8 protein-coding genes are annotated in these 13,745 nt (G+C 69.8%); 1 reads left to right on the top strand and 7 read right to left on the bottom strand.

From position 1 onward, the window contains the following. Positions 1-45 precede the first annotated feature (45 nt). Positions 46-2,352, top strand: a complete 2,307-nt coding sequence (locus tag CHB77_RS08285; protein WP_089387728.1) for a hypothetical protein — start codon at positions 46-48, stop codon at positions 2,350-2,352. Here the strand turns inward: CHB77_RS08285 and CHB77_RS08290 are convergent. The 7 genes from CHB77_RS08290 to CHB77_RS08320 are packed head-to-tail and all read right to left on the bottom strand — an operon-like array spanning position 2,345 to position 13,730. After that, a complete protein-coding gene (locus CHB77_RS08290; protein WP_089387729.1) occupies positions 2,345-3,274 on the bottom strand; it encodes a trypsin-like serine peptidase in 930 nt (309 codons plus the stop codon). The two genes, CHB77_RS08285 and CHB77_RS08290, sit on opposite strands and share 8 nt — an antisense overlap. 5 nt (positions 3,275-3,279) lie before the next feature. Continuing rightward, entirely contained in the window at positions 3,280-4,800 is a 1,521-nt protein-coding gene (locus CHB77_RS08295; protein ID WP_089387730.1) for a tyrosinase family protein, read from the bottom strand. Next, positions 4,797-6,881: a hypothetical protein gene (locus tag CHB77_RS08300; RefSeq protein ID WP_089387731.1), complete on the bottom strand. Its 2,085-nt coding sequence runs from the start codon at positions 6,879-6,881 to the stop codon at positions 4,797-4,799. The genes CHB77_RS08295 and CHB77_RS08300 overlap by 4 nt, the downstream gene beginning before the upstream one ends. Next, positions 6,878-9,154: a hypothetical protein gene (locus tag CHB77_RS08305; RefSeq protein WP_089387732.1), complete on the bottom strand. Its 2,277-nt coding sequence runs from the start codon at positions 9,152-9,154 to the stop codon at positions 6,878-6,880. The genes CHB77_RS08300 and CHB77_RS08305 overlap by 4 nt, the downstream gene beginning before the upstream one ends. 6 nt (positions 9,155-9,160) lie before the next feature. After that, entirely contained in the window at positions 9,161-11,431 is a 2,271-nt protein-coding gene (locus CHB77_RS08310; protein WP_089387733.1) for a hypothetical protein, read from the bottom strand. A 17-nt stretch (positions 11,432-11,448) separates the two neighbouring features. Next, a complete protein-coding gene (locus CHB77_RS08315) occupies positions 11,449-12,132 on the bottom strand; it encodes a hypothetical protein (RefSeq protein ID WP_089387734.1) in 684 nt (227 codons plus the stop codon). Further along, positions 12,129-13,730, bottom strand: a complete 1,602-nt coding sequence (locus CHB77_RS08320; protein WP_089387735.1) for a phospholipase D-like domain-containing protein — start codon at positions 13,728-13,730, stop codon at positions 12,129-12,131. Before CHB77_RS08320 ends, CHB77_RS08315 begins: the two co-directional genes overlap by 4 nt. Positions 13,731-13,745: the final 15 nt, after the last annotated feature.

The raw sequence follows: 13,745 nt of genomic DNA on the forward strand, positions 1-13,745 counted from the left end.
CCATTTGTGTCATCCTTCGACTGTAGGTTGCGAGGTGATCGGATAATGTCGTGCATCAGGCTGCTGGTGGTCCTGTGTCTGGTCGTGGCAGCGGGTCCGGCGGGTGCCCAGCCGACCGGTGTTCAGACCGGTCCCCAGACCACCCGGCCTGCCACCCAAGCGGATGCAAGCCCGGCCTTGCGCGCCTTGTCCGAAGGTACCCTGCCCATCGTCGCCTGTCCCGAAGATCCGGATCGCGGCTGCGTCGAGGTTCTGTTCGACGGCCCCCAGCCGCCTGTTTCCTGCTGGACGCTGCCGCCGTTCGGCACGGCGGTCGTGCGGGTCGAGGCCGGCCCTGCCCAGCCGGTCGCGGACGGCAGCACCACCCGGCGCATGACGATCCGGTTCAATCCGCTGCGCGAGGTTCCCCCCGCCACCCCGGCCACGCTGCATTTCGGCTTTGCCCGGCCCGGTGCGCCGCTGGCCTGCGATCAGACCCTGGTGGTGCAGCGCCCGCCGGGCGTGCTGGATCTGCCGGGGGAACTGAATCTGGGCACCATCCATGTGGATCTGTGGGGCCGGGTCTCGGGCAGCGCGCTGCGGCGGGCGCTGTTTCCCGCAGCGGGCCAGCCGCCCGTGGGACCGATCACCCTTTCGTCGGGGACCGACCTTCATGCCGCGGGCCGCCGGGGATCGCCCGTGCCGATCCGGATGGACCTGCCCGCCGATGCCGTGGTGACGGCCAACCGTTTCGCCGAAATGACTGTCGCGGCGGGATCGACGTCCGCCTTTCCGGCGCTTGGTCCGCTGTCGGGGCAGGCGCTGCTGACGGCGCCGCAGCTGGTCCAGCCCCTGGCGCTGACGATCCTTGCCGACAGCCGGATCGGCTGGATCACCGTCCTGGCCACGTTGGTCGCGGGGATCGGCGCGGGTGCCCTGGTCCATCGCCGCATCCTGCCCCGGCAGGCCTTGGCCAGGGCGCGACTGGACGCCGAACGCAGCGCCATCGCCGCCGACCGCCTGCGCGACCGCGAACGTGACGATGCGCTGGTGAAAAGCCTGGACGGGATCATCGGAAAACAGCGCGACGCCATCCGCGCCGCCACCGATCCCGCCGCCATCGCCAAGGCGATGGCGCAGCTGGACACGGAGGTGACGGCTCGTTTGCAAAAGGCCGACACCCAGCGGCAGGCCCTGGTGGCCGCCGTCGCTCCGGCGCGGGCGGCGCTGCGGACGCTGCCTGCGGTGTCGGAACTGCCAGAGGCCGAACTGGACGCGTGGTCCGACGTTCTCGATACCGCGCAGGCCTTGATCGACGACGGCGAGATCGCGCGCCCGGACGGTCTCTTGAAAAATGACATCCCCCCGCGTCAGCGCGCCGCCATGCAGGCCCTTGCCGACTTTGCCGGCGGCGCCGGGGCGGCCCTGCGCGAACTGGACCGCTGGACCCGCGATCCGGCGAAAAAGGCTTTCGCGCCCTTGCAGGCCGTGGCCCCGCAATTCGACTTGCCCGCCGATCCGGTCCCGGTCGATACGCTGATCGCGCTGCGCGATGCCCAGCACGCCCTGCGCCGGGCGGTGGCCGCCAATCGCCCCGCCATCGCCGCCCTGCTGCGCGATCTTGCCAGGGGCGCGGGACATGCCCAGTTTCCGAACGCCGCGCAGCGGACCGATGCCATCCTGACGGATCTGGATCGCAGGCCCGTCGCCGCGCTGACCGAACTGGCGGTCCTGGTCCGGGATTACGACGATTATGCCAAGGCCAAAGGCGGGGCCTCGTTCGAGGCCTTGGCCGATTTCAAGGGCGGGCTGGAACGCGGCCCCGCCGCGCCCGCGCCGGTCGAGGCGGACGGGATCCCGCCCGAGGAGCCGCCGCTGGCCATCGACACCGAACCGCGCCTGCCGGCGGCCGGGCAGGACGTGACGATCCGCCTGCTGGGACTGGGCGCCGACCGGACGGCCCGGATCTGGACTCCGCTGGGCGCCGCGCGGATCGCGCCGGGGGGCGATCCGGTGCTGACCGTCCGCCCGCCCCATCCCGGTCCCCTGCTGGTCGAAACCGTGACGGGCGACGCGCAGGGCCGTGTCCTGTCGCGGCAGTCCCTGACCCTGACCATCCGTCCTGCCGCCGATCATGCCATTCCCGCCCTGACGGCCGAGGTGCGGCGCAGCGATAACGCGGCGGTCGCTGCGGCAGCGGTCATCGCCCTGCTGTCGGGGGCGGCGGTGTTTTCGGTCGTGCCCCTGACAAGCTGGTGGGGGCTGCTGGCGCCGCTGTTGTGGGGGTTCTTCGTCAACCTGAACCTTCCCGCCGCCATCGAGGGGCTGCAAGCGCGCCGGGATGCGGTGTTCAAGACATTGAACATCAGCTGACCGGCACCGCCAGCCCCAGCCGGTCGCAATCGGCGCGCACCCAGTCGCGCAGGATCGCCAGCACCGCATCGTCAAAGCGGGGCGCCGAATTCGCGGTGATGTGCAGGTCGATGGGCGTGCCCGGTATGCCATAGGCGTGCAGCCCGACACAGACCGGCGGGCCGCCGGGGCCATCCTGAATCCAGACCGGCGCGCCCGACTGGCCGCTGACCGTGTCGATCTCATAAAACAGGCGGCGGGGCGTGACCTGCATGACGCGGTTGGCGTGATGATACTGAACCGTCGCCAGTTCCTTGTCGGTGGGATAGCCCGAGACGTTGACCAGCCGCCCGACAAGATCGGCATCGGCGCGGGCGTCCATGGGAAAGCTGCCCGTCCGCAGGCCCAGCGGTTCGGACAGGTGAACGGCGGCGATATCGTAATCCGCCGTCTGCCCGTCGATCCACAGGTTGAGGGTCGAGAAGTGATCGGATTCGATGCTGCCAAAGGGCAGATCGTCGCCGCTCCGCCCCGCCGCGACCGCGATGCGGTCGGCCCAGCCGTCGAAGAAGGGGGCGAAATGGACGCAGTGGCCCGCCGTGACTACGGTGGCCGGTCCCGCCAGCCAGCCGGTGCCCTTGAAGGTGCCTTGCGGGCCCTTCAGGTCAAGCTGGCAGATGCGCCGCCAGGGATCGGCGCGGGCATCCGGGATGCGCTGGCGTTCGTCGGGACCGATCACGGTTTCCAGCCCTGTTCGGGGGTTGCGGCGGCGCGGTCCCGGCGGGGGCGATCCGAATCCCGTCGCGGGGACGGGGACGGGGCCGCGCCCGCCGGTCGCGGGCGTCGCGACGGCTGTTCCGGCCTCGACCGGCAAAGGCGGGACGGGGGCAAGGGTGGGGCCAGGGGTGGCAGGGGGCCTGTTGCTGACGCTGAAAATCTCCATCGCCGTCACCGGATCAGCGACACGCGGCCGACGGTGATCTCGGGCAGCGAACCCGCCTCGACCCCGGTGCCGGCGTCCGGGGCGGGGCGTGGGACGATCTGCACGTCGATGGCCCCGCCGTCATAGATCCCCGCCTGGATCTGGCGGTCGATCAGTCCGCTGACATTGAAGGATTCGGAATAGGTGTCGCCCCCTTCCGGCGGAGAGAAGGGCGCGAACAGGCCCACGAAATAGGCCGGGTCGCGGCCGGTCGCACCGTCTTCGGGGGCGTTCAGATAGACCTCGAACACGGTGCGCGGGGGGATGTCGAACCGGATGTCGTCCAGCCGCAGGACGACCGGCTGGCCCAGCTGATCGGTGCTGTCGGTGGCGAACAGTTCGGGTCCGCCCGCCTCGACCACGGGCTGTGTCTGAATGCTGACGCCGTCGCGCGACAGCCGGACGGGCCCGGCGGATGCGGCCAGTTCGCTGACGGACCGCCCGGCTTCGACCCCGCTGCCCGCGTCGGCCAGGATCACCTCGCCCGCTTCGGGGGCGGTGGCGTCGTCGTACCGGTAATCCAGCCGGGTGACGGTATCCATGACCTCGCGCGTGGTCATCTCGACCAGGTTGCCGTCCTCGTCCCAGAACCGGTGGACACGGCCCAGAAAGGTCGCGTCGCCGGGATTGGACCGACCCCGCGCGTTCCAGCGGGTCCACAGCCGATCGATGTTGCAATGGTGCAGCCAGAAGATCGGATCCAGCGCGGCGGTTTGCGGATCCGACATCAGCCCGTCGCCGCCCAGCGTGACGTGGATGATGTTATGCGGCTGGCTTTCGATTTCCTGATAGAACCCGGCCCTTGCGCCTGACGGCGCGGCCGAGGTTTCGCCCAGGGCTGAACTGACGCTGACCGTTTCGCTGTCCAGGGGCGTTCCGGTATTGATGCCCGGCGCGCGGGCCGTGCGGAACAGGGCGTTCGCGGATTCGGTATTGGGGGTGCGGAACGCGTCGGGCAGGGCGCGTTCGGCGGGGCTGTCGGAATAATTCCAATAAGGCAGCATGAAATCCGTCTTGCCCGACGCCTTTCGCATGATCCGTTCGAAGAAATAGACATACATCCGGTGCCAGGGCAGGAACCGCAGGTTGCGATGCTGGCACAGGTTCGCGGGATCCAGATACAGTTGCAACTCCACCGGAAGGGCCGCGAAATCGCGCGCATCGGCGCTGTTCGGGCGGTGGATCGCCGCCTGGAACCGCCAGCTTGTCACGTCGGAAAAGGGCCTTGCCATCATCGCCTTGACGCCCGTGCGATAGGCCTCGATCATGGCGCGGCCGTCCGCTGTCTGCGCCAGGGCATAGACGTTGCGGCGCACGCGGGTGCCCTGGGACGTCCCGCCCCCCGATCCCCCGGAGCCGCTGCCGCTGGGCTGCGCGGGGACGCGGCCGGCCCAGACCAGGCTGGCAGCGGCGGTGCCGAATGCCGCAGTTCCCAGAAAGCCGCGGCGGGATAGGGACAGCCGGGTGCGGTCGTGGTGGGTGGTCATGACAATCCTCCTGCAAGCGGCGCTGGGGCCGGGGAATGGGCTGGAAATGCAATGGGGTCGGGGGCCGGCGGCGGCGCGGCGGGACGCGCAAGGCGCGTGGCCAGCCAGCCGTCGGCGTGGCAATAGACCGCCGCCCGCAACCGACCGCCCGGACCCAGGGTCAGGGTGTGCAGGCTGCGGGGCGCGGCGCCTGACGATCGCAGAACGGCCATCAGGTTCAGCGCGGCGTCGGGCGACAGGCCCAGCCCCCTGGCCCAATGGCGGATCGCGGCGGCTTCATGCGCCGGATGCCAGGCGATGCCGCGTTCGGCCTGCGTGGCCAGCGTCAGTTCGGGGACCACGCCGCGCGCCGGATCGATGCGGATCGCCAGCCCCGACAGCCCGCGCCGCGCCGCGGCGCGGCTGGCGATGCCTGGGATTTCAGGAGTGAAGCCGTCCTGCGGATTAAGGCCCACCGCCGCGGCCAGCCGCCGGGTCGCCAGCGGATCATGGCAAGGCAGTTCCCAATAGACCTTGATCCCCGCCAGACCCGGCGCGGCCAGCGCAAGGCCCATCTGCTGGGGATGGCCCGCTTGCAGTGCCCGGTCCAGCCGCATCAGGTCGGGCAGCACATCGATGCCCCCCGCCGCGACAATCACCCTTGCGGCCAGGGCCAGACGGGCATCGCGGTCCGCGCCGGCCAGGGCCAGATTGCCATAGGCCTTGAGGATCGCCCCATCCGGATCGTCGGTCAGGTCGAAACCGCCCCAGATCAGGAACCGTTCCCCCGGATCGGCATGGCGGGCGCAGGCCAGCAGCGGGGCAAGGCCCCTGATGAGCGGCGCGGGATCCAGGCTCAGCACCCGCGCCGCCCGGATCAGCGAAACGCGGGCCGCCCGCGCGCGCGCGCCGGGCAGCAGGCGGGGATCGCCCGCGTCGGCGGCAAGGCGCAGGGCCGGGCGGTGCCGGGGATCCAGCGTCGCCGAAAACTCGACCGGCCAGCCGCGCGCCAGGTTGGACACCGCGCGATTGGGCCAGGGCAGCGGCGCGGCCAGCACCGGGGTCAGCAGCGCGTCGCCTGCCAGCCGTGCCTGCGCCGCAGTGCGCGACGACAGGCCCAGCGCCTGCGCCAAGGTTTCAAGCGCCTGCGGGATCGCCCGCGCCGGTGGCCGGGGTAAAGACGCCGGACATTCGAGCGGCAGGGCGATCAGCGCGCGCAGGGCGGCGGCGGCGGTCAGCACGCCGCGCCCTTCGGGACTGGCATCGCCTGAAAGGGATGCCGGGTGGCGGGGCGGTGCCAGCAGGACGGCATCGGCGGGCCAGCGGCCGGGGCCGGTCATTCGCCGGCAGGCCTTGGCCAGCGACCGGGCGCCGGCCGCCGGATCCACCAGCCCGCGCGCCTGCGCCAGGGTCAAGGCATCCAGGGCGGACAGGTCGGGGGTCGCCGCGTCGGGCAGGCGGGGACGGGGATCGGGACGACCGGCAGCGTCCCAGACTTGGACTGAGGCCAGGGTCGCCACGCCGGGACCGGGCCACCAATAAGCGCGCCAATGCCCGTGATCGTCCGCCATCAGCGACAGGCGGCGCCACAGCGCGACCAGTGCCGCGCAATTGAGAGCGCCTGCCGCGGCAAGGGCCAGGGCGGCGGCGGCATCGACCTCGGGGCAGGGCTGGGACCAGCGGTCCCAGGACCGGTTCGGGCCATAGGTCGCCCAGCCGTCCACGGGATTGCCTTGCGCCATCAGGAACCCGACCGAGGCGGACGGGGCATCCTGCCCAAGCGCCGCGAACAGCCGCAGCGCGGCCGCCGTGCTGTCGCTGTCGGGCGGAACGGCGGCGTTATAGCCCCAGCCCCCGTCCGGTCTCTCGCAGGCGCGCAAAGCCGCCGCCGCCCGTTCGGCCCGGTGCCGGGCAGCGGCGGCCAGTGCGGGCGGCAAAAGGCCCGATCCCGCAGCCTCGGCCAGGGCAAAGCCCGCCACGGCGCCGACCCATTCGCGGCTTTCGCCGGGCCGCAGCCTAAACCCGCCCCACAGCCCGTCCCGGCCCTGCATCCCCATCAGACGGCGGGCGGTCGCTGCGGCTGGTTCCGACGGAACGGTCATGGACCGCCCCCATCGCGCGGCGGGACGAACACGAACAGCGTGTCGCCGACATGATCGGCGGGATCGCCGAAGGGTCCGAACCCCGTGGGCCACACCCCGCGCGCCGTGACCGACAAGCGCAGGAAACCGTCGCTCGCCGCCCCGCCGCGGTCGGCGGGGATCAGGTCGTTCAGGGGCCGGGGAAAAGTCACGACACGTTCGGCCTGACCCGTCATCAGGGTGGCCTGCACGGGGGCGGCACCCTCGCGGGTCAGGCGCACCTCGACCGCGACCATCTGGTCGGGACCGGGATCGGCGGCGGCCTGGGCCAGTTGCGGCGACAGGATCCGCAATTGCCAGCCAAAGCTGCCCGGAGGGGCAAGGGCATGGATCGCGCGCAGGGACGCGTCGGGGTCGAGGGCCGCGGTCACGCCGGTCAAAACCGGAACGACGGTGTTCCAGACCGCGCCTTCGGGCGCCGCGACCGGGCCGAAGGTCAGCGCCGTGGTGCCGCCGGGGGGCAGGGTCAGGGGAAGCGCCTCGGCGGGCCGGGCGGCCAGGACGGCGGCGGGCAGCAAGGCGTTTTCGTCCAGCAGCAGCAACGACGCCTCGGCCCCCGCGATGGTGACGGGCTGGGCGGCGCGGTTGGTGATGTCCACGCGTTCGGGATTGATCGTCGCCGTCGGCACGGTTTCCGACAAGGGCAGCGCGCCAAGCCGCTGAAAGCTCAGGACCAAAGGCACCCGGCGCAGGGCGGCAGGGGCGCCGTCCGTGGCGGGGGTCAGCGTCACCTCGACCGATCCGGTCAGACCGACCGGGCCGGTCAGGATCGTGACCAGCAGGGCATAGTATTCCTCGGACAGATCCAGGGTCAGGTCGAAGGGCGAGATCATGTCCACGGCCACCCCCTCTGCCCCGGCGTCGTCCTCGACCGCGATCTCCTCGGGGAAGATGGTGCGCAGGGTCAGCCGGGCGCCCGCGACGCCGCCCGCGATCACCTGGGGATGGACAAAGGCCCCGCCGCTTTGGCGCGACAGCGCGGATTGCAGCCCCGCGACGCGGGCCGGGTCGTACCAGGGTTCGGTGCGCAGCAGGACGCGCAACCGGCGGCTGCCGTCGGCTGCGGCGTACTGGACCGGCAGCATGTGCGGCAACCCGCGCGCCGCGTCATAGGCCAGCCGGAATTCGTGCGGCAGCAGATAGACGGTGTTGACGAATTCCGCCGGGCACAGCGTGCCCCATTCGCTGTCCTGCCAGTCGTCGGGCAGCGTAGCCGCCCCGGATATGGCGCGGAACACCCCCAGGTTCTGGTCCAGCGTGCGGTCAAAGAAGAACGGCACCCGGCGGGTAAAGCTGGCGGTCGCATCGCGTTCCTCGGTCTGGACGGGCCCGGCCCAGAAATCGGGAATGTCGATGATCCGCCGGATTTTCCAATGGGCCAGAAGCTGGGGCGAGATCAGGGCGCTTTTTCCGATCAGGGCCGTGCTGATCTGTCGGGCGGGGGTGGTTGCGGTCGTGCCGGGCTGCGACGCATCCGCCAGGATCGTTGCCAGGGACACCCGAAGATCCGCGGACGGGATCATCGATTCCACCGTGATGATGTCAGCGCCTGTTCTTTCCCTGGGGATACGGATCGGAAAGCGCGGCCGTTCGATCGGCTCGGCGGGCAGGGTCGGCCGTTCCTCGGGAAATGTCGGAAGGCGGGGCACCGAGACGGGTCGGGTTTCCTCGCGGACGCGATAGGACGCCGTATAGGCCGCGACCAGGGCGCAGTCCGCCGCCGGATCGGTCATGGCCTGCACCAGTTGCGCCACCCGGTCGGGCGACAGGGGCGCCAGGATGCGCAGGCTGCCCGAAAGGGCGTCGTCGGCGATGGGGGTGGGTTCGGGCAGGACGAATTCGCCCCCCGCCCAGACGATGCGGGGCGGCCCGGACATCGTGCCCAGCGTTTCGGTGCCGTCCGGCGATCCGGCGGGCAGGGTCTGGCGCAAGGCGATGTGCAGATAGGCCGATCCGTCGATGTCCTTCAGAAATGCGACATCGGGACCAGGAAAGGTGCCGTCCCGCTGCCCCAGCGCCAGATCGGGCCGGGCAAGGCTGCGTCCGTCAATGGTCGCATACACGCGACCGTCCGCCAGCGGTTCGTCGGCCGCCCTGAAGACCGGCGGGACGATCATCGCCATCTGCATGGTGCGCATGACGATGCCCATGTCTGCCGCCGCGCGATGCGGGCGCGGACTGATCCGAACCGGGCGGGCCGGATCCTGAACGATGCTGAACAGCGCGTTTGCCATGATGCCCTACCGGATGACCACGAAGGGATCGTCGGTCCGGACCGGCGGCTCGATGATGTCGTCGGCCGATTGGCGGCCGACACGCCGCACGGTATAGACGAAGCCGCGGCGCGCGGGATCGGCGATCAGCCAGGACCAGGACTGGATCTTCCCGCCCGTGTCGGTGAACAGCAGCGGCTTGCGCAACGAGATGCCGTTGGCGGGATCCTCATAGTCCAGCGTGACCATCACCCGCGCATAGCGGGTCCAATCCACCATCTCGGTATCGACGATCACCTCGACCGCATCGGCGCCGCTGGGTCCGACGGTGATGGTGTCGCCCAGGGTGCCGGTGTGGTCCGTCGCCGTTTCCGACCCGTTCCGGCGCAGGACGCGCACCTGATAGGCGAAGCTGGTCAGGTCGCGGTCCACCTGCCGCACCGTCCATGCGGCGCTGCGGGCGGTGCCGTTCAGCGTCAGGGTGACGCGTTCCATCAGGTCGTGGGCGGGATCGGCATAGGCGGCGGTCACGACGATCATCGACACGTCGGCGTCGAAATCGCCACGGCCGACAAAGGCGGTCGTCACCCGCGCCTCGAACGGGCTGGTGATGGTCAGCGTCTCGGCGGCGTTTTCCTCGGGCGGAAGGGTCAGGGTGGATCCGTCCGTCATGCGGTACAGCCGGTCCACGCGATAGGGGCGGATGGCGCCCCCCGCCGGAACCGACACGAGCCAGCTTGCGGTGGGGGCTTGCGGCGACAGGCTGACGGTCTTGACCGCGCCGCGCGCCGTCGGGTCGGGATAGGTCAGCGTCACATCGACCGACGCGACCTCGGGCGGCATGGGGGCCAGCAACAGGTCCACCTTGACCTGGCCCAATTGGGCATAGCTGATGACCAGAACCTCGCCCGTGCCCGCGTTCCAGCCCCCGGCGGGCGGATGTTCCACCGTGGCCATGGATCCGGTGAAATGGACCACGGTGCGGTAACGGTAACTGGCCTTGGCAACCCGATCCGGTCCCATCGCCAGATCGAACCGGAACTGCTGCGGCCCGTCGTCGCGGCTGAGCCGCAATTGTTTCTGCACCCGGACCCGCTGGTTCTTGATGTCGTCGAATTCGTCGTAATCGATGAAGACGCTGACCAGCAGGATCGGATCGACCTCGAAGTTGATGTTGGGCACGACCGTCAGCGTCATCACCGGGATGTTCGGCTGCGAGAGGCTGGCATAGCGGATCGCGGCGGCGGCTTCCTGGGGCGTCAGGTCGGTGCCCAGGATGGCGTTGGCGCCGTGTTCGATCTGCACCACGTCGCGGCGGGTGATGGTGACATCGACGACCCCGGTGTCGGTCGTCATTTCGCGGAACCAGAATCCCCGGCCCTTTTCGTCTTCGCTCTCGCCCTCGGCCGGGATGGCGGTTTCGAAGAAGCTGGGCAGGATGTTGTTCTGCAGGATGGTCAGCGCCATCTTTTCCAGTTCCTGCGTCAGATCCTCGGACGGGTCGGCGTCGCGGAAATCGCCGTCGTCGATTTCGACCGTCAGGGTGTGATGGGTTTCCCGAAAGCTGGACAGGGTGGGCGGCGCGTACCAGACCAACCGCTGCACGAACATCCCTTGGGCGGTCATGAACTGGCGCATGAAGGACTGCTGGCGCGCTTCCTCCAGGAATTCGCGGCGGTTGCCGTTGATTCGGATCGTCACGGCGGGAATGCGCGCGATCATCATCAGTTTCTCGTAGCGGACCTGGATCGGCAAGGCGCCCTGTTCCATGGTCTGCCGGATGAAGCGCGCTCCGCTTTGCGTCAGGTCATAGGAAAAGCTGGCGCTGTTGATGCCGGTGGCCAGGATCGGGCAGATGCCCTGCGCGGCGATCTGCAAGTCCTCTCCGAACGTGGTGGCGGTGGCGGTGCCGCCGATGAATTGCGGGGCATATCCCAATTCGGGTTCGCCGGGCCGGACGACGATGCCCAGGAACCGGAACCCCCGGCCCAGCTCCTCGGCCAGCCTTTGGCGCAGAAAGGCCCGGATGCGGTTCTGGTCGGCTTGGGCGATTTCCAGGCCCACGGTCATTTGCAAGTGGCCGCGTTCGACATCCTCGGTCGCGGGAATCGGCTGGGCGTGGTCGCGGGTATAGGCGATCAGGTCGATCATCGGGCGGCTGGCCGGGTCGCGCGGATCGCTGCGCAGGATTTTCGGCTTGCCCGACACCATGTAGAACTTTCGCGCATTCTCGTCGTCGCGATAGATGACCACGTCCGGGACGCCGGGGACGGTAAAGCTGCCGTAGAGCGAAAGCATGTCGTCGGTCCTTTTCCTCAGGCTCGGTCGAATCCGGCCCAGATCACGTCTCGGTCGGCGGGCAGGCGCAGCGGCTGTTCGCGCCGGATGGTCAGCACCCCCATGGCCCGCTGGCGGGTGGTGGTGCTGGCGGTCGAAACCTCCAGTTTCACTTGCCCGTCCTGCCCCGACAGGCGCAGCGTTTCGTCCAGGATCGTGGCGCCGTCGGGATCCGTCATCCCATGCAGGGTCAGGGTCAGATGGGCCGCCCCGTCCGGCAGGCCGCGATCCCAGGCGCGGGCCAGGGCCGCGCCCGCCGCGCCCGCGGGGGCCTCTCCGTTCAGGACGATGGTGCCCCCGCGCCAGGCGGCGACCAGATTGGCCGATCCCGTTTCCGGTTCCGGGATCAGCAGGACGCGCAGGTCCAGATCCGCCTCGGCCATGGCCAGGCGCGGCGGCGGGCTGTCGGGCCGGGTCAACCGTGCCGTGATCGCCGCCAGATCCTGGGACGGCGCGTCGCCGCGCAAAGGCAGGGTCCAGAACCCGCCCAGAATCCCTTCGGCCCGGTCGCGCGGCCCGCGGCCCATGACCGTCAGCGTCGGGGGGCTGTCCGGCACCAGTTTCAGCGGCAGGACATGGTGGACATAAGCGTCGTCCGCGTCGTCGAAGACCAGCAGGTTGCCCCGCCCCGCCACCGTCCGCAGGGATGCCAGCGCGATCATGACGTCACCGGCAGGCCGATGTTGCCGGTCAGCATCAGGATCAGGTCCGATCCCCAGCTCTGGCGGCTGTCCACCTCGAACAACGCATCCGCCGCCAGCCGTTCGACGGTGCCCAGCGTGGGCACGGCGACCGGCGTGGCGATGCGCTGCAACGACCCTTGCGTGCCGCCTTCAGGGATGGCGAACCAGCGGGCCAGGGCGGCGGTCACGTCGGGTTCCGCTGCGCCGAAGATGCTGTCCCACAACTGGCGGCGGAACGCGGGGACGGCGGCTTCCGCCTCGTCCATGAAGGCGAAGCCGTGTTCGAAATCGGTGAACTGCGACCGGACCGAAAAGTTGGGCGATCCCACGAAACCCCATTTGTCGTCGGCGATGGCGATCTTGCAATGCACGACCTTGGCCGAATGGTTGAAGATCCCGACCCGCGCCTTTTGCGCCGCCGACAGCCCCCGCATCAGGTGGAAATTGATCGCCCGCGCCCGCGTCCAGGCGCCGATGTCGCTGGGCGGGTCGTTTGGATCGAACCGGCCTGTGACCAGCACCACGCGGAAATCGTCGTCCGCCCGCAGCCGCGCGTTCAGCGCGTCGCACAGGGGCTGCGAGGACAGCATCTGATCCTCGACGTAGTAATAGGTTTCCGCCCCGGCGATGGCCGCGCGCCAGCCGCGATCGACGTCGAAGATACCGGACGGCGCAAAGCTGCACTTGTCGTTCATGGGGATCGGCGACAGCCCGAACAGCGACGGAAAGTTGAACTGCGGCACGGTGCGCAACGACTGTGCGTGGATGCGCCCGGCGGACGGACGGCCGACGCTGCGCGCGGGAATGGCCATGGCGGCGGCGGTGCGGTTGTCCAGGCTGATCGCATGAACCTTGCCGCCCAGCGTGACGGAAAAGGACAGCGGCTTGACCGGGCGGGCCTGCACCTCGTTCCACATCTCGCGCCAGAAATCGAAGGCGGGCTGCGCGCAAGGCCCGGTCAGGCGCAGCTGCACGTCGCGCCAGACCGGATCGTGCCGGTCGTTCACGCAATCCAGCCCGCCGGTGAACACCGTCATCTGGTCGTCGTTCCCGACAAGCGCCAGCTTGGTGTGGACCGCGCCCGCCGGGTGGGACAGCGTGTTGCAGGCGACCTTGTTGGCCAGCGCCGGTTCGCTGCGCAGTTCCTTGACAAAGCGCATGGTGCCATAGCTGGTACGGAACGCCTCGGCCGCCTGAGATTGGACAATGCTTGATCCCATCATTTCCGGCGCCAGAACCCAGCCCAGCACGCGCACGTCCACCCCCGCCCGCGCCTTGGCCTTCAAAAGCGCGGTCATTTCCGCCCCGCCGGTCATCGTGTCCAACGAGAACAGCGGCGTGAACCACCAGCCCGCCAGCCACAGGATCGGGTTGCCGCCGGCGGGCAGCGCGTCGATGGCGGCCTTGAGCCTGGCGAAATAGGCCGGTCCCATCAGCAGGGGTTCGACCTCGTTCGCCATGTGGATCGGGACGACCGGGTTGGCGGTGCCGCCGCCCCCGCCGCTGCCGAAAAGGCCGCTGCCGCCCGGCGTTTCCGTGGTGAACATGTAGCGCTGCTTGTCTGTGTCGAAACTCATGATCGCGCTCCGGTC

It is taken from the genome of Paracoccus sediminis, from assembly GCF_900188295.1.
GTDB classification, from domain to species: Bacteria; Pseudomonadota; Alphaproteobacteria; order Rhodobacterales; family Rhodobacteraceae; genus Paracoccus; species Paracoccus sediminis.